Origin of the sequence: Sphingomonas sp. AX6 (genome assembly GCF_902506605.1) — a bacterium.
Taxonomy (GTDB): Bacteria; Pseudomonadota; Alphaproteobacteria; order Sphingomonadales; family Sphingomonadaceae; genus Sphingomonas.
Window position 1 is genome coordinate 1,492,386 of the sequence record NZ_LR733979.1, and the last position, 16,066, is coordinate 1,508,451.

Here is a 16,066-nt window from a genome sequence, read left to right on the forward strand (position 1 = left end):
CAAACCGCCGACAATTTTTATGGCGCATTGAATTTTATGGCGCATTGAAGATTTGGCAAACACTTGGCTGCTAATCATCGGCGATGGCGGGTATGCTGAAGGCAATCAGAAACGGTCTGAACGATCGGCGCGGCAGCGTGCGCGATTCCGATCAGCGTTCGGCGCGCGAAGAAGCCTTTGCGCGCGGCCAGCAGGCATTGTCGCTGGTCCGCGAGTTCGAGGAAATGGGGTCGGGCTGGTTCTGGCAGACCGACCGCGCCGGCCGCCTGACTTACCTGACTGCCAAAGTCGCCAGCGAAATTCGCGACAGCGCGAGCATCGATCCGCTGGGCCAGGTGCTGACCGATATTTTTCAGATCGACAGCGATTCGCCCGATACCGAACGCACGCTCGTCTTCCACATGTCGTCGCGCACTTCGTTTGCCGAATATTCGATCCGGCTTGCATCGGGGGACGAGGATCGCTGGTGGTCGATCTCCGGCAAGCCGCTGATCGATCCGCTCGGCCATTTTCAGGGCTTCGTCGGCCACGGCAGCGATCTGACCGCGAAACGCCGTTCCGAAGCCGAAATCACCAAGCTCGCGATGTTCGACGGCCTGACCGGGCTGGCCAATCGCCAGCGGATGCGGCTGTCGCTCGACCAAACGCTGGCGCAGGGCCGTGCCTCTTACCGATCGACGGCGATGTTTCTGCTCGACTTGGACCGGTTCAAGGCGGTGAACGACACGCTAGGGCACCAGACCGGCGACCTGTTGCTGCAGCAAGTGGCGCAGCGGCTGCAACGCGCGGTCGGCGAAATGGGACTGGTCGGGCGGCTGGGCGGCGACGAGTTTCAGGTCGTTATCCCCAATGGTCGCCACCGCGATGACCTCTCCACCCTATCGCGCACGATTATCGACGCACTGTCGCAACCCTATTTCCTGTCCGGATCGTCGATTTCGATTGGCTGTTCGATCGGCATCGCCGTCGCACCCGACGATGGCGAGATTTCCGAAATCCTGATCCGCAACGCCGATCTGGCGCTGTACGTCGCGAAGGCCGACGGACGCGGCGTCCATCGCTTCTACAAACCCGAAATGCTGGCGGGTGCGCAGGTCAGAAAGCGGCTGGAGGACGACCTCCGCCTCGCACTCACGCAAAACCAGTTGCACCTCGTCTATCAGCCCGTGGTTTCGATCCGCACCCAGCGGATCGTCGGCCACGAAGCGCTGATCCGCTGGGACCACCCCGTCCATGGCCCGATCAGTCCGAGCGACTTTGTGCCGATTGCAGAGGAATCGGGGCTGATCGAATCGATCGGCGAATGGGTGTTGCGGACTGCCTGTGCCGAGGCCGCGACCTGGCCCGACGACGTCCGCGTCGCGGTGAACGTATCGCCCATCCAGTTCGTAAACCCTGCGCTTCCCTCGATCGTCACAAATGCGCTCGCGCGGTCGGGCCTCTCACCCGATCGCCTCGAACTCGAAATCACCGAAGGCGTATTTCTGACCGACGATTCCTCGTCGGAAGCCATGTTCAAGGCGTTGAAGGGTGTCGGCGTGCGTTTGGCGCTCGACGATTTCGGCACCGGCTATTCCTCGCTCGGTTATCTGCGCCATGCGCCGTTCGACAAGATCAAGATCGACCAGAGCTTCGTGAAGGGTGCCGCCGTCCCCGGCAATCGCAACGCCGCGATCATCAAGGCGATCGTGACGCTGGCAGACACGCTCGGCATGGAAACGACCGCGGAAGGCGTGGAGATTCAGGATGAAATCGAGCTGATCCGCGACCTGGGCTGCACGCATATTCAGGGCTATGTTTACGGAAAGCCACGCAAGTTCGACGAAGTCATGGCGCATCTGAACGCGCATAACGGCATCGCGCAACCCGAAGGCTATCGCATCAGCCGTCCGCCGCGCGTGAAGATGCTGCGCCGCGCGATGCTGAAAGTGGGCGATCAGACAGGCGAGGTCCGTATCCGGAACATGTCCACGGCAGGCGCGCTGATCGACGGCATCGAGTTTCCGGAAAGCGCGGTCGGAATGCCCGTGCGGATCGAACTGATCGAAGGTCAGATGTTCGCCGCATCGGTGCGCTGGTCGCGCGGCGCACTCGCCGGAATCGGTTTCGACCAGCCCTTCAACCTCGACCGCCTCGCTCCCCAACAGCAGAGCCGTATCCTAAAGCGGGGTTGATCGCACCCCGCGCCCGGTTCTACCGCTGCCGGTCATGACGCAAGCGATCCCCACCAGCGACGAAGATGCCGCCGCCGAGCTTGAACGGCTGGCGCATGAGATTGCGCACCACAACCGCCGTTATCACGCCGACGATGCACCGGAAATTTCGGATAGTGATTACGATGTGCTGGTCCGCCGCAATCAGGCGATCGAGGCCGCGTTCCCGCATCTGATCCGCAGCGATTCGCCCTCCACACAGGTCGGCGCAGCAGTCGCCGCATCGCCGCTGTCGAAAGTTCAGCACGCGCGTCCGATGCTCAGCCTGGAAAACGCGTTCGGCGACGAGGAAGTCGTCGATTTCGTCGTGCGCATCCGCCGCTTTCTCAAACTGGGGCCTGACGAGCGCGTCGCCTTTACCGCCGAGCCAAAGATCGACGGCCTGTCCTGTTCGCTTCGCTACGAAAAAGGCCGCCTCATCATGGCCGCCACCCGCGGCGACGGCCAAATCGGCGAGGATGTCACCGCCAACGTCGCCCACATCGCCGATATCCCGCAGACGCTGACCGGCAACGCGCCCGACATCTTCGAGGTGCGCGGCGAAGTCTATATGTCGAAAGCCGATTTCGCCGATTTGAACGCGCGTCAGGCCGCGAACGGCGGCAAGATCTTCGCCAACCCCCGCAACGCCGCCGCCGGGTCGCTGCGCCAAAAGGATGCGCGGGTCACCGCCGCGCGGCCCTTGCGATTCCTCGCGCATGGCTGGGGCGAGGTCTCGGCGCTCCCCACCGACACCCAATATGGCGTGATGCAGGCGATCGCCGCATTCGGTCTGCCGGTCAGCGAGTTGCTGGTTCAGTGCAAGCAGATCGAACCGGCGCTTGCCCATTACCGCCGGATCGAAGCGAAGCGGGCCGACCTGCCCTACGATATCGATGGCGTCGTCTATAAGGTCGATCGGCTCGACTGGCAGGAGCGACTGGGCTTCGTCGCGCGCGCGCCGCGCTGGGGGCTGGCGCACAAATTTCCGGCGGAAAAAGCGCAGACGACTTTGCTTGGCATCGACATTCAGGTCGGGCGCACCGGAAAGCTGACCCCGGTCGCGCGGCTGGAGCCGGTCGGCGTCGGCGGCGTCATCGTCAGCAACGCGACGCTCCACAATGCCGACGAGATCGAGCGGCTGGGCGTGCGCCCCGGCGACCGCGTGGTGCTGCAACGCGCGGGCGACGTCATTCCCCAGATCGTCGAAAATCTGACGCGCGACGAAAAGCGGGCGCCTTATGTCTTTCCCACCGAATGCCCGGCCTGCGGATCGGCAGCGACGCGCGAAGAGGACGAGGTCGATTATCGCTGCGCCGGCGGGCTCATTTGCCCGGCCCAGCGCATCGAACGACTGCGGCATTTCGCCTCTCGCCACGCGCTCGACATCGAAGGGCTGGGCGCGACGCACATCGAGGCGTTCGTTGCCGACGGGCTTATTGCGGAGCCCGCAGACATCTTCCGCATCACCCGCGACGACCTGCGCAAGCGCGAACGCTGGGCAGAGGTGAGCGCCGACAATCTGATCGCCGCCATCGCCGCCAAGCGCACCGCGCCACTCGATCGCTTCCTGTTCGGGCTGGGCATCCGCCATGTCGGAGAAGTCACCGCGCGCGACCTCGCCCGCCGCTATACGAGCTGGGCGAATCTGACCGCCCGTATCGACGAGGCGCGCGAGATCCGCAGCGCCGCTCAACCTACCCCGGCGGAACCGGAGCGCAAGTTTCGGCAGCGCCGCGACAAGGCGGTGGTCGAGGCGATCGAAACGCCCGGCATCGGCCCGGAAGTCGCGAACGCGCTGATCGACTTCTTCGACGAAGCGCATAATCGCGACGCGCTGGCGCATTTGGAGCAAGCGGGTGTCGCGCCGTCCGACGTGGTCCACGAAACCCGCGACTCGCCCGTGTCGGGCAAGACCGTGGTCTTCACCGGCACGCTGGAGACGATGAGTCGCGATGAAGCAAAGGTTCAGGCTGAAACTCTGGGGGCCAAGGTATCGGGATCGGTATCGGCCAAAACCGACCTGCTGGTCGCCGGTCCGGGTGCGGGATCGAAGCTGAAGAAGGCGCAAAGCCTGGGGATCGAAGTGATCGACGAAGCCGCATGGGGACGAATCGTGGCCTCTGTGGGGTGATGCGTTTTTGCAACGCACCATGACAAAGCCCGTGAGCCCCTTGCCCGATGTCACAGAGTCGAAATAAATCGACCCCAAGGGGCCTGCCAGACGGTGAACCAAACACACCGCTGCTGATTCGCTCCATCAGGGGACTAACATGCGCACAAAGTTTTTCGTTGGCGTGGCATTTGCCGCGCTCACCATGCCTGCCGCCGCCTTCGCACAGTCGACCGGCTCGCTCGATTTTGAAGAAGGTGCCGACATCATCGTCACCGGCACTGCCGACCGCGACGTCGGCGGTATCGTCATTCCCGACAGCCCCAAGTCGAAGGTCCAGGTCGACCGCGAACTGATGCTTCGTCAGACGCCGGGTCAGACCGTCAACGAAATGATCAACCTGGTGCCGGGCGTCAGCTTCACCAACAACGATCCGTTCGGTTCGCAGGGCGGCAGCTTCACCATCCGCGGCTTCGGTGCCGACCGCATTTCGCAGACCGTCGACGGCATTCCGCTCAACGATTCGGGCAATTACGCGCTCTACACCAACCAGCAGCAGGATCCCGAAACGCTTGATTCGGTGACCGTTGCACTCGGTTCAACCGACGTCGACAGCCCGACCGCATCGGCCGTCGGCGGCACGATCAATATCCGTTCGCGCATCCCGACCGACCAGATGGGTGCTTTGTTCAGCGCCAGCTATGGCGACATCGTCGCCCGCGGCGATCCCGGCAGCCGTCCCTATCACCGCGTATTCGGCATGATCGACACCGGCGACTTTACCGGCTTCGGCACCAAGGCTTGGGTTTCGGCATCCTATGCCACCAACAAGGCGACCTTTGCCAATTACGGCAAGAACGAAAAGCAGCAATATAACGGTCGCATCTGGCAGGACATCGGCACCAATGGCGATTTCATCGCGGTGTCGGGCCATTACAACGAGAACCGCAACAACTTTAACGGTTCGCCGACCAGCAACCTGGCATTTGCTGATGGTCCGGAAGATCGTTTCTACACCATTGCGGGCGGCTTCCCGTGCGAAACCGATGCGCCTCAGACCGGCGTCGTCGATTCGACCAACCTGTGCGGCACGCCGTTCGAGCGTCGTTTCAATCCGTCGAACACCGGTAACATTCGCGGTAACTCGCGCTTCACGCTGACCGACGGTCTGACCCTTACGGTCGACCCGAGCTTCCAGTATGTGAAAGCCAATGGCGGCGGCACGGTTCGTGGTCGCGAGGGGTTCCGCACCATCGGCGGTCGCAATTATCTGGGCTTCATCGGCGGTCAATATTATTTCGGTCGCGACCTAAACGGTGACACCGACCGGCTCGACACCTGCAACACGACCGGCGCAAGCTGCTCCAGCGCGAACCTGACCGGCGTCACGGTGCTGGCACCCAGCCAGACCCAGACCCGTCGCTATGGCGTCATCGCCAACCTGTCTTACGAACTCGACGATAATAATCGTGTTCGTCTATCGTACACCTGGGATCGTGCCCGTCACCGTCAGACCGGTGAAGTCGGCTTCCTGTTCCGCAATGGCGAGCCGTTCGACGTGTTCCCGGTCAACGATCCGGTGACCGACGGCAACGGCAATGTCGTACAGAAGCGCAACCGCTTGTCCTATGCCACGCTACACCGGATCGCTGGTGAGTATCGCGGCGAGTTCTTGGATGACAACCTTGTCGTCAATCTGGGCCTCGGGGCACCGTTCTTCACGCGTGATCTGGACGAGCGTTGCTTCACCACCTCGGCTGGCGGTTTCCTCGATTGCGTCGCCGAAGCCGACGTCGCGGCCTATGCTGCAGCCAACCCTGGCTTTGCAGCACCGCAAGAACGCCAGTACCAGTATGACAAGCTGCTGCCGAACGTAGGCTTCACCTATCGCTTCACGCCCGAAGCGAGCGTCTATGCCAGCTATGCCAAGAACATCTCGGTTCCAGGCACCGACGCGCTCTATAACTCGCTGTTCTTCGACGAAAGCACGGGCACCGCGCAGCCTGATCCCGAACTGTCGGACAGCTTCGACGCTGGCGTTCGTTATCAGAGCGGCATCGTTCAGGCTCAGGTGGGCGGCTTCATGACCGTCTACAACAATCGTCTTGCCAGCGCGTACGACCCCGATTGCGATTGCTCGACGCAGCGCAACCTGGGCGAAGTGAAGAAGTATGGCTTCGACGGCAGCGTTTCGGTAACCCCGATTCCCGAGCTGACCGCTTATGTGTTCGGTTCGTACCTGAAGTCGGAAATCCAGGAAGACGTTCAGGCAGGCGTCGTCAACGGCGTGCCGACCTTCTTCCCGACCGCAGGCAAGTTCGAAGCCGGCAGCCCCTCGCACACCTTCGGTGCGCGTCTTCAGGGCACGCTCGGTCCGGTCGAGCTGGGCGGCCAGGTCAAGCGGACCGGCAAGCGCTTCCTGAACGACATCAACACCGTCGAACTGGATGGCTTCACGGTCGTCGACATCGATGTCCGCTACTCGCTGGCGAGTGCAGGCCTGGAACGCAGCTATTTCCAGCTGAACGTCACCAACCTGTTCGACGAACTCTATATCGGTTCGGCATCGGGCGGCATCACCACCCCGTCGACCTTCGTGAACATCGGCCCGCCCCGCGCGATCGTCGGTTCGTTCGTGGTCGGCTTCTAAGCCACTCAGAACGCATTAACAAAGAATCCGCCGTCCCAGCGATGGGGCGGCGGTTTTCTTTTGGGCGGTCGGTCGGGTGACCGATCAAGCGGCTTCGGTCGCCTTGGCATAGATGCTGTTGATCGGGCGCGCGAAGACGCGCTGGACCATCGGTTCGAAGAGGGACAGCGGCGCGCTATCGTACGCCGGGTCGAACGCCGATTGATCGTACTGGTGGCAGAATTCCGCCGTCGCCTCGAAATGCGGATGGCCGCGAAGGCCTTCGCGCAGGTCGCGGTCCATCCCCAGATGGTGGAAGAAATAATAGCCCTGAAAGATACCGTGCTTGTCGGCGATCCAGTGCAATTCCTCCGTCACGAACGGCCGCAGGATCGCAGCGGCGATTTCGGGGTGGTTATAGCTGCCCAGCGTATCGCCGATGTCGTGCAGCAGCGCGGTGACCACATAGTCCTCGCCGCGCCCATCGCGGTGCGCGCGGGTCGCGGTCTGCAAGCTATGCTCCAGCCGGTCGACCGGAAACCCTCCATAATCGCCGTCGAGCAGTTTCAGATGCGCCAGCACCCGGTCTGCCAGCCCGCGCGAGAATTGCCCGAAATGCCCGCCGATGATCGCCCAGTCTTCCTGAGTGCCATGCTCCATCGCGGTAAAGCCCGCGCGGTCGCCGCCATCCTGATGGTCCATGCCATCCTCTCCTTCTCGTTCGTGGCGAGTATCCGCCATCGCAACCTCGTCCACCAGGCCCCTCCCGGTCGTCCCGAGTAGCCTTCGAGCGAAGTCGAGAAGGCGTATCGAGGGAGGTTCGCCACACGACAGACTGTCTCGATACGAGTTCTCGACAAGCTCGAACCCTACTCGACACCAACGGGTTGGAGGGACGTTAGGGGCAGGATGACGCCTTTCTATGGCGCTGTCAGCCGATTTGTGGTTGGGAACCGCGCATGGATTGAAGGACGACGATGCGACCCGGACTGATCACCCGCCCGTTTTTCGAGGACAAGGCACGCGCCTTCTGGATGCTCCAGGCGATCGGCTGGTCGGGCTATCTCGTCCTGCGCACCGCCTCCAGCGTGTCGAACAATTTCAGCGTCGAGGGGCTGATCGCGGTCACGATCGAGGCGATTACCGGCTATTGCCTGACGATGCTGCTGTCGGCGCTCTACGGCTATTACCGCCGTCTGTCGCGCTGGTCGGGCATTTTCCTGACGATCGCGACGCTGGCCGCCGCGACATTCCTGTTCGCAGTCATCAACGCCTTCGTCTTCTCGCTGATCCGCAACGCCGATCCGGGGATCACGCTCAACCTGCTGCTGGGCACCGTTTTCCTGTGCTTCATGGTGCTGTCGGGCTGGTCGGCGCTCTATTTCGGGATCAACTTCTACCTGATCGTCGAGGAACAGATCGACCGGCTGGAAGCGCTGCAAAGCCAGGCGTCGTCGGCGCAACTCGCGATGCTGCGCTATCAGCTCAATCCGCATTTCCTGTTCAATACGCTCAATTCGATCTCGACGCTGGTGCTGCTCAAGCAGACCGAGCGGGCCAATGCGATGCTCAGCCGGCTGTCGTCCTTCCTTCGCTACACGCTCGCCAACGAGCCGACCGCCAATGTGACGGTCGCGCAGGAGGTCGAGACGCTGAAACTCTATCTAGAGATCGAAAAGATGCGCTTCGACGATCGCCTGCGTCCCCGGTTCGAGGTCGATCCCAGGGTGGAGCGCGCGCGCCTGCCCTCGCTTCTCCTCCAGCCGCTCGTCGAAAACGCGATCAAATACGCCGTTACTCCGCAGGAGGAAGGCGCCGAAATCGCGGTCGAAGCGCGGCTCGCCGGGGAACGGGTGCACATCACCGTATCGGACACCGGTCCGGGGTTGATCGGCCAGAAAAAGCGTCCAACCCTTTCAACCGGAGTGGGCCTTACCAATATCAGGGAACGGCTGATGCAGGCTTTCGGGCCTGATCACCGTATCGATACGCGATCGAACCCTGGGGGTGGTTTCCGCGTTGAGATTGAGATTCCGCTCCAGATTGAAGAGTCGAAACGCGAGGCAGCATGACCATCCGCACTATTCTCGTCGATGACGAACCCCTTGCGATCCAGGGACTTGAGCTTCGGCTCGCCGCCCATGAGGACGTAGAGATCATCGACAAATGCTCGAACGGCCGAGAAGCGATCCGTTCGATCAAGACGCACAAGCCCGACCTGGTTTTCCTGGACATTCAGATGCCCGGATTCGACGGTTTTTCCGTCGTTCAGGGGCTGATGGAGGTCGAACCGCCACTGTTCGTCTTCGTCACCGCCTATTCCGACCATGCGATTCGCGCGTTCGAGGCGCAAGCCGCCGACTATCTGATGAAGCCGGTGGAGGAATCGCGGCTCGCCGACACGCTCGACCGCATCCGCCAGCGCATGACCGAAAAGCGCGGCCAAGCCGAAGTGGAGAAACTGAAGGAAGTGCTTGCCGAAGTCGCACCTGAGACGGCAGGCGACATGGCGGCGGCATCGGGCGACGACCAGCACGCCGCCAATCGCTTCGAAAAGCTCATCAACATCAAGGATCGCGGCCAGATCTTCCGTGTCGATGTCGATTCGATCGAACGCATCGATGCGGCGGGCGATTACATGTGCATCTATACCGGCGACAACACGCTGATCCTGCGCGAGACGATGAAGGATCTCGAAAAACGCCTCGACCCGCGCCGTTTCCAGCGCGTGCATCGCTCCACCATCGTCAATCTCGACCTGGTCAAGCAGGTGAAGCCGCACACCAATGGCGAATGCTTCCTGGTGCTCGATTCGGGCGCCAGCGTGAAGGTATCGCGCAGTTATCGGGATGTGGTGGCGCGGTTCGTGCACTAACACGATCCCGCCATCACAATCGTCATGCCAGCGAAAGCTGGCATCTCAAGCCGCAAGCGCGCGCAATGCGACACGAGGCCCCAGCCTTCGCTGGGGCGACGAATTGAGGCATGGGTGGTTTCTCTCCCTTCCCTCCCCGTTCGTCCCGAGTAGCCTTCGAGCTTGTCGAGAAGACGTATCGAGGGAGGCCACCCCCCTGAACCCCTGTCTCGATACGGGCTCTCGACTTCGCTCGATCCCTACTCGACACCAACGGTTGGGGTATGGGGATAAGCAACGCCCCACCCTTGCCCCCGCCCCCCCGATCCCCTATAGGCGCGCGCTTGTCGTGTCCGGGTCATCCCTGGAGGCTGGGCGCGGCAGTGAACGATTGAAATCTTTTCAAGCGCAATTTCGGAGCAACGACAATGAGCGAACAGCTTAAACTGTCGGCCGAGACGCGCGAGCGGGTTGGCAAGGGAGCCTCCCGCGCGCTTCGTCGTGATGGCCGCGTCCCCGCCGTAATCTACGGCAACAAGCAGGAACCCGTCAGTATCCATCTCGAAGAGAAGGCGCTGATGAAGGCATTGATGACCGGTCACTTCATGAACTCGGTCGTCATGATCGACGGCGCGGCGAAATCCGCGATCCGCACCCTGCCCAAGGACGTGACCTTCGACGTTGTCACCGACCGCCCGGTCCATGTCGATTTCCTGCGCATTTCCGAACATGCCAAGGTCACCGTCGCGGTGCCCGTGGTGTTCACCAATGAAGACGCAGCCCCCGGCATCAAGAAGGGTGGCGTTCTGAACGTCGTCCGTCACGAGCTGGAACTGGTGTGCGATGCGTCGGACATCCCCGAGCAGATCGAAGTCGATCTGACCGGTCACGAAGTCGGCGATTCGATCCACATTTCGGCTGTCACCCTGCCCAAGGGCGTCGAATCGGCGATCACCGACCGCGATTTCACCATCGCAACCCTGGTCGCGCCGTCGGCGATGAAGAGCCAGGAAGGCGACACGACCGAGGAAGCTCCGGCTGCCGACGAAGTGCCCGCGACCGCTCAGTCGGACGAGGAAGCTTCGGCAGACGCGGGCGAGGAAGCCAAGGGCGAATAACGCGCTCGGCTATCGTCCCGGCGATATCGAAAGGGGGTCGGAGCCACACGCTTCGGCCCCTTTTTTATTCGCCACCCCAACCCGTTTGTTTCGAGCGAAGTCGAGAAACGCGATCCGGACGCTTGCGTGCGTTTCTCGACTTCGCTCGAAACAAACGGCTAGGGGATGGGATTATCTCAGCCCGTCACGGAGAACGAACCGATGCAACTCTGGGTAGGCCTGGGCAATCCCGGTCCCGAACATGCGATGCAGCGGCACAATGTCGGCTTCATGGCGCTCGACGCGATCGCGGCGGTCCACAACTTCTCCCCCCCGCGCAAACAATTTCAGGGCTGGACCCAGGAGGGGCGGCTGGGCGACGACAAGATCATCCTGCTTAAACCCGCCACCTATATGAACAAGTCGGGCCAGTCGGTGGGGGAAGCGATGCGCTTCTACAAACTGACCCCCGCCGACGTCACCGCGTTCCACGACGAACTCGACCTCATCCCCATGAAGCTGAAGGTGAAACAAGGCGGCGGCACTGCCGGGCATAACGGCCTGCGCTCCATGGACCAGCATATCGGCCCCGATTTCCGCCGCGTTCGCATCGGCATCGGCCATCCGGGGCACAAGGACCGGGTAACGGGCTATGTGCTCGGCAATTACCACAAGACCGAAATCGACGCCCTCTCCGACCTGCTGGGCGCGATCGCGGGCGAAGCCGACTGGCTGGCCAAAGGCGACGACGTGCGGTTCATGAACGACGTGGCGATGCGGCTGCAGGATTGAGCCGAACTCGGAGGCTGGCAGGCTCTCATTCCCGTGCTATGCAAAAGCGCATGAGCAGGACCGGAATGGCAATTTTGGCGCTGGTTGTAGCGGGAATGATTGCACCTGCCGCAAATGCTTGCCGGGTGGTCCGCTCCCCCGAACAGCGTATCTCGGACATTTACATCAGTCAGCCCGACATTCGGATAGCGCAAGTCAGCATCATTGAGGCGCGCCATTTGTCCAATGATATGGTCCGAGAGGTCAACCGTGTCTTTCCAGATAGCCTCATGCCTTGGCGAGCCACAGCGTCAGTTTCAGAGCTAATTGTTGGCGATGAGTCGCCAGAATTGCTGATTTTTGATCGTGGCTGGGGAAGCCCGGCCTGCGACGATGGCACGAAGAAGCCCGATCCAGGCGATAAGTGGGTCGTCTATTTCGTTTCCGCTCATTCGATCGCAGAAGCCGATGTCATAGAAAGCTACCCGCTCAGCGTCGCTCGTCGCGCTGATCGTCGGTTGGCTGAAAAGCTACGTTGAAAGCAGACGCCCCAATCGCTCGACACACTCGCGCCCCTCTGCAAATACCGTACCCATGCCCACCCGCAGCCTATTCGCCACCCGCTTTTACGAAGCCCCGCTCTCCGACGCCGACCTGATCGACGAACTCGACGACGCCATCCGCGAACTCTCGCAAGACGATCGCGCCGGGCGTGCATGGTCGAAAGATCACGGCTATCGCGGCTATACCAGCTATGCCTCGCTCGACGATCTCCCCACCCGCGATCCGCGGTTCGGCGACCTCAAACGCCATCTCGACCGCCATGTCGCCGCCTTTGCGAAGGAATGCGCGTTCGATCTCGGCGGTAAGCGGCTGAAGCTCGACAGCCTGTGGGTCAACCTCCTCAAACCCGGCGGCACCCATTCGGGGCATATCCACCCACACAGCGTCGTCTCCGGCACGCTCTACATCGCGGTCCCACCGGGATCCGGTGCGCTGAAACTGGAAGACCCGCGCCTGCCGATGCTGATGGCCGCACCGACGCGCCTGCCCGACGCGCCGCCGGACCTGGCCCCTTTCGTCTATGCCGAACCGGTCGAGGGCACGATCTTCCTCTGGGAAAGCTGGCTGCGTCACGAAGTCATGCCCAACGCCGCCAAATCCGAACGGTTGAGCATCAGCTTCAACTACCGGATGTAATGCCCGCAGCCTTGGCAAGACCGCCCAAGCCGCCTAGGGGAGCGGGTCTTCCCAATCCCCAAGCATTCAGGACACCCAGATGGGCTTTCGCTGCGGCATCGTCGGCCTTCCCAATGTCGGCAAATCGACGCTCTTCAACGCGCTGACGCAGACCGCGGCGGCGCAGGCGGCGAATTATCCGTTCTGCACGATCGAGCCCAATGTCGGAAACGTCGCGGTCCCCGATCCGCGCCTGTACAAGCTGGCCGAAATCGCCGGTTCGGCCAAGATCATAGAGACGCAGCTTGGGTTTGTTGACATCGCGGGCCTCGTTCGCGGTGCGTCGAAGGGCGAAGGGTTGGGCAACCAGTTCCTGGGCAACATCCGCGAAGTCGACGCAGTCGTCCACGTCCTGCGCTGTTTTGAAAATGACGACATCCAGCATGTCGATAACAAGGTCGATCCGATCGCGGATGCGGAGACGGTCGAGACCGAGCTGATGCTCTCCGATCTCGAAAGCCTCGAAAAACGTGTCCCCAACCTGATCAAGAAGGGTCAGCAGGGCGACAAGGAAGCCAAGGTCGCCGCCAGCGTGTTGGGCCAGGCGCTCGACCTGTTGCGCGAAGGCAAGCCTGCCCGTCTGACCGAGCCAAAGGATGCCGAGGAAGCCCGGCTGTTCGCGCAGGCGCAACTGCTGACCGCCAAGCCCGTCCTCTACGTCTGCAACGTCAACGAAGAAGATGCCGCGAACGGCAACGAATTGTCCGCGCGCGTCTTTGCAAAGGCCAAGGCAGAGGGTGCCGAGGCCGTCGTCGTCTCCGCCGCGATCGAATCCGAAATCGCGACCATGCCGGCGGAAGACCGCGCCGAATTTCTCGCCGAACTGGGGCTGGAGGAAACCGGCCTCGCCCGCGTGATCCGCGCCGGATACAGCCTGCTCCATCTGCTGACCTTCTTCACTGTCGGCCCCAAGGAAGCGCGCGCCTGGACGGTCGAGGTCGGATCGAAAGCCCCGCAGGCGGCTGGCGAAATCCACACCGATTTCGAACGCGGCTTCATCCGCGCGGAAACCATCGCCTATGACGATTACGTGTCGCTGGGTGGGGAAAGTCCGGCGCGCGATGCGGGCAAGCTGCGCCAAGAAGGCAAGGAATATGTGGTGGCGGACGGCGACGTCCTCCACTTCAAATTCAACGTCTGAACGTCACGCCCCGCAACTGAGCAAGCCGTCCTCGAACCGCTGGGTGGTCCCGCGTTCGACCGCAAAGGTCATCGTCGCGGGCCATTCCGCGTTTTCGTACTCGGTAAGGGTGGGATCGCCCTGCCCCCCGTCGATCGTGACGACATATTGCCCGCCGCGATAGATACTGCGCGCGTCGTAGCGCAACGCCGGCGACTGCGGATCGGGAAGCAACCGCACATAAGCCCCGTCGATCTTCACCACGCCGCTTTCCGAATTGATGACGAGCAGATTGTCCGCATCCGCCTCGGCACGAAACAGGCACCCCGCGCCCAGCATATTCGCGCTGTCGAAATCGGGGAACGCCATCGTCTGTAGGACCGGCGCAGCCGACACCGGTTCGCGATCCGGTTCCGGCGTGGGCGCGGTGACCGGTACGCCGTTATCGGCAAGCGCAATCTCAGACGCGTTCCCATCCTCCATCGAACAGGCAGCGAGCAATACGGGAAGCGCGACCAGCGCGGAGAAGCGAACCATCGCATCCCAACCCGCGATCGCATGGCCCGGTTCCGCTAAACCCTGTGAACCGCACCCAGCCTCGATACTCCCGTCACCCCGGCCGTAGTGCCGGGGTCCACCGCGCCGCGAATTTCCACATGTGATGCGCGCAGCCCGGTGGATGCCGGGACTAGCCCGGCATGACGGTGAAGAACTTGGCAATGGACAGGTCAAACAAGCCTTTGCCTTCCCACTGTCATCTTTCGATGCCAGGGGTGCGCGTCATGCGTAACATCCTCTCATCCGCGCTGCTTGCGGGCACCGCCACGCTCCTCTCCGCCTGCGCAACACCGCTGGCCGGTCCCGCCGTCGGACTGCCTGCCGACCGCGCCTTGCCGCGCGCCGCCACCGATGCGCGCGCGCCGGTCACCCTCCTCATTTCGATCGACGGGATGCACCCCGATTATCTGACCCGTGGGGTCACCCCCAACCTGTCGCGGCTTGCGCGCGAGGGCGTCTCCGCATCGCTCCGCCCCGCTTGGCCGACCAAGACCTTTCCCAACCATTATTCGATCGTCACCGGCCTAGTACCCGATCGCCACGGCATCGTCGGCAATCGCTTCATCGATCCCGATTTCCCGGAAGAAATCTTCACCCTGCCCCGGCTTGAGCCGCATTGGTGGGACGAGGCCGAACCGATCTGGGTGACCGCGGAAAAAGCGGGCATCCGCACTGCGACGATGTTCTGGCCGGGGTCCAATTCGAAGGTGCGTGGCACCTACCCCTCCGACTGGCAACAATTCAATCAGGAGGTGTCCGAGCGCCAGCGCGTCGATGCGGTGATCGACTGGCTGCGACGTCCGGCCGACACGCGACCCAAATTCGTAACGCTCTATTTCGACACGGTGGACACCGCCGGGCACCGCCACGGTCCGGACGCTGCGGAGACGAACGCCGCCATCGCCAATGCGGACGCACTGATCGGGCGGCTGCTGCGCGAACTCGAAGGACTGGGCCAACCCGCCAATCTGGTCATCACCGCCGACCACGGCATGGCCGCGACCAGCGCGTCGCGCGTGATCCCGCTTCAAACCGTCGCCGACCCGTCGCTCTACCGCGTGATCGAGGGCGGGCCATACGCCGCGCTGGAGCCGACGCCGGGCAATGAAGCGAAACTTGCCGCCGCATTGCTCCGCCCGCACGCCAACATGGAATGCTGGGCACGGGGCCAGATGCCTGCCCGTTTCCAATATGGCCGCAATCCGCGCACGCCTGCGTTCGTCTGCCTGGCTGACAGCGGCTGGACAGTGACCGACCGTCCGGTCGATCCCGATTATGGCGGTGGTGCGCACGGATACGACAATCTCGATCCGGCGATGCTCGCCGCTTTCGTGGCGCACGGCCCCGCCTTTGCGCGCGGCAGGACGCTGCCGACCGGCGACAATGTCGATGTCTATCCGCTGTTGCGCCGCCTGATCGGCTTGCCAGCCGCCACCGACATCGACGGCGATAACGATCTGATCGTTGCTTTGGATTGACGACCGATGGGTTTC

The 16,066-nt window shown here is 62.4% G+C and carries 13 protein-coding genes; 11 read left to right on the forward strand and 2 right to left on the reverse strand.

Annotated elements, in window-relative coordinates:
* Nucleotides 1–92 precede the first annotated feature (92 nt).
* From ENHY17A_RS07200 to ENHY17A_RS07210, 3 genes are all read left to right on the forward strand, one after another.
* Entirely contained in the window at nt 93–2,174 is a 2,082-nt protein-coding gene (locus ENHY17A_RS07200; protein WP_443018306.1) for a putative bifunctional diguanylate cyclase/phosphodiesterase, read from the forward strand.
* Nucleotides 2,175–2,208: 34 nt separating this feature from the next.
* Nucleotides 2,209–4,326: an NAD-dependent DNA ligase LigA gene (ligA, locus tag ENHY17A_RS07205; RefSeq protein ID WP_159711412.1), complete on the forward strand. Its 2,118-nt coding sequence runs from the start codon at nt 2,209–2,211 to the stop codon at nt 4,324–4,326.
* Nucleotides 4,327–4,465: 139 nt separating this feature from the next.
* A complete protein-coding gene (locus ENHY17A_RS07210) occupies nt 4,466–6,955 on the forward strand; it encodes a TonB-dependent receptor (RefSeq protein ID WP_159711414.1) in 2,490 nt (829 codons plus the stop codon).
* Nucleotides 6,956–7,039: 84 nt separating this feature from the next.
* Here the strand turns inward: ENHY17A_RS07210 and ENHY17A_RS07215 are convergent, their stop codons facing one another.
* Nucleotides 7,040–7,636 (reverse strand): HD domain-containing protein, encoded by a 597-nt coding sequence (locus ENHY17A_RS07215; protein WP_159711416.1) that lies wholly within the window; start codon nt 7,634–7,636, stop codon nt 7,040–7,042.
* 275 nt (nt 7,637–7,911) lie between these two features.
* On the opposite strand from ENHY17A_RS07215, the gene ENHY17A_RS07220 reads away from it, so the two are divergent.
* The 7 genes from ENHY17A_RS07220 to ychF all read left to right on the forward strand — a co-directional run bounded on the left by ENHY17A_RS07220 (nt 7,912) and on the right by ychF (nt 14,036).
* Complete coding sequence (locus ENHY17A_RS07220; protein ID WP_159711418.1) at nt 7,912–9,006, forward strand: sensor histidine kinase; 1,095 nt, start codon at nt 7,912–7,914, stop codon at nt 9,004–9,006.
* Nucleotides 9,003–9,809: a LytR/AlgR family response regulator transcription factor gene (locus ENHY17A_RS07225; RefSeq protein WP_159711420.1), complete on the forward strand. Its 807-nt coding sequence runs from the start codon at nt 9,003–9,005 to the stop codon at nt 9,807–9,809. The genes ENHY17A_RS07220 and ENHY17A_RS07225 overlap by 4 nt, the downstream gene beginning before the upstream one ends.
* Before the next feature lie 407 nt (nt 9,810–10,216).
* Complete coding sequence (locus tag ENHY17A_RS07230) at nt 10,217–10,906, forward strand: 50S ribosomal protein L25/general stress protein Ctc (protein ID WP_159711422.1); 690 nt, start codon at nt 10,217–10,219, stop codon at nt 10,904–10,906.
* A gap of 201 nt (nt 10,907–11,107) precedes the next feature.
* Nucleotides 11,108–11,677: an aminoacyl-tRNA hydrolase gene (pth, locus tag ENHY17A_RS07235; RefSeq protein WP_159711424.1), complete on the forward strand. Its 570-nt coding sequence runs from the start codon at nt 11,108–11,110 to the stop codon at nt 11,675–11,677.
* A 65-nt stretch (nt 11,678–11,742) separates the two neighbouring features.
* The gene (locus tag ENHY17A_RS07240) at nt 11,743–12,195 is read left to right on the forward strand and encodes a hypothetical protein (protein ID WP_159711426.1); all 453 of its coding nucleotides are present in this window, start codon (nt 11,743–11,745) and stop codon (nt 12,193–12,195) included.
* Between the two features lie 55 nt (nt 12,196–12,250).
* A complete protein-coding gene (locus ENHY17A_RS07245) occupies nt 12,251–12,856 on the forward strand; it encodes a TIGR02466 family protein (protein ID WP_159711428.1) in 606 nt (201 codons plus the stop codon).
* A 79-nt stretch (nt 12,857–12,935) separates the two neighbouring features.
* On the forward strand, nt 12,936–14,036 hold the full coding sequence (gene ychF, locus ENHY17A_RS07250; protein WP_159711430.1) for a redox-regulated ATPase YchF: 1,101 nt from the start codon (nt 12,936–12,938) through the stop codon (nt 14,034–14,036).
* Nucleotides 14,037–14,039: 3 nt separating this feature from the next.
* On the opposite strand, the gene ENHY17A_RS07255 is transcribed toward ychF, so the two are convergent.
* Nucleotides 14,040–14,552 carry a hypothetical protein gene (locus tag ENHY17A_RS07255; RefSeq protein ID WP_159711432.1) on the reverse strand — a complete coding sequence of 171 codons (513 nt, stop codon included), beginning with the start codon at nt 14,550–14,552 and terminating at the stop codon, nt 14,040–14,042.
* 245 nt (nt 14,553–14,797) lie between these two features.
* On the opposite strand from ENHY17A_RS07255, the gene ENHY17A_RS07260 reads away from it, so the two are divergent.
* Entirely contained in the window at nt 14,798–16,051 is a 1,254-nt protein-coding gene (locus tag ENHY17A_RS07260) for an alkaline phosphatase family protein (protein ID WP_159711434.1), read from the forward strand.
* Nucleotides 16,052–16,066 lie beyond the last annotated feature (15 nt).

Bases quoted from the DNA above. Each gene is read 5' to 3' on its own strand.
- ENHY17A_RS07200 (WP_443018306.1), top strand. From the start codon at position 93: ATGCTGAAGGCAATCAGAAACGGTCTGAACGATCGGCGCGGCAGCGTG.
- ligA (WP_159711412.1), top strand. From the start codon at position 2,209: ATGACGCAAGCGATCCCCACCAGCGACGAAGATGCCGCCGCCGAGCTT.
- ENHY17A_RS07210 (WP_159711414.1), top strand. From the start codon at position 4,466: ATGCGCACAAAGTTTTTCGTTGGCGTGGCATTTGCCGCGCTCACCATG.
- ENHY17A_RS07215 (WP_159711416.1), bottom strand. From the start codon at position 7,636: ATGGACCATCAGGATGGCGGCGACCGCGCGGGCTTTACCGCGATGGAG.
- ENHY17A_RS07220 (WP_159711418.1), top strand. From the start codon at position 7,912: ATGCGACCCGGACTGATCACCCGCCCGTTTTTCGAGGACAAGGCACGC.
- ENHY17A_RS07225 (WP_159711420.1), top strand. From the start codon at position 9,003: ATGACCATCCGCACTATTCTCGTCGATGACGAACCCCTTGCGATCCAG.
- ENHY17A_RS07230 (WP_159711422.1), top strand. From the start codon at position 10,217: ATGAGCGAACAGCTTAAACTGTCGGCCGAGACGCGCGAGCGGGTTGGC.
- pth (WP_159711424.1), top strand. From the start codon at position 11,108: ATGCAACTCTGGGTAGGCCTGGGCAATCCCGGTCCCGAACATGCGATG.
- ENHY17A_RS07240 (WP_159711426.1), top strand. From the start codon at position 11,743: ATGGCAATTTTGGCGCTGGTTGTAGCGGGAATGATTGCACCTGCCGCA.
- ENHY17A_RS07245 (WP_159711428.1), top strand. From the start codon at position 12,251: ATGCCCACCCGCAGCCTATTCGCCACCCGCTTTTACGAAGCCCCGCTC.
- ychF (WP_159711430.1), top strand. From the start codon at position 12,936: ATGGGCTTTCGCTGCGGCATCGTCGGCCTTCCCAATGTCGGCAAATCG.
- ENHY17A_RS07255 (WP_159711432.1), bottom strand. From the start codon at position 14,552: ATGGTTCGCTTCTCCGCGCTGGTCGCGCTTCCCGTATTGCTCGCTGCC.
- ENHY17A_RS07260 (WP_159711434.1), top strand. From the start codon at position 14,798: ATGCGTAACATCCTCTCATCCGCGCTGCTTGCGGGCACCGCCACGCTC.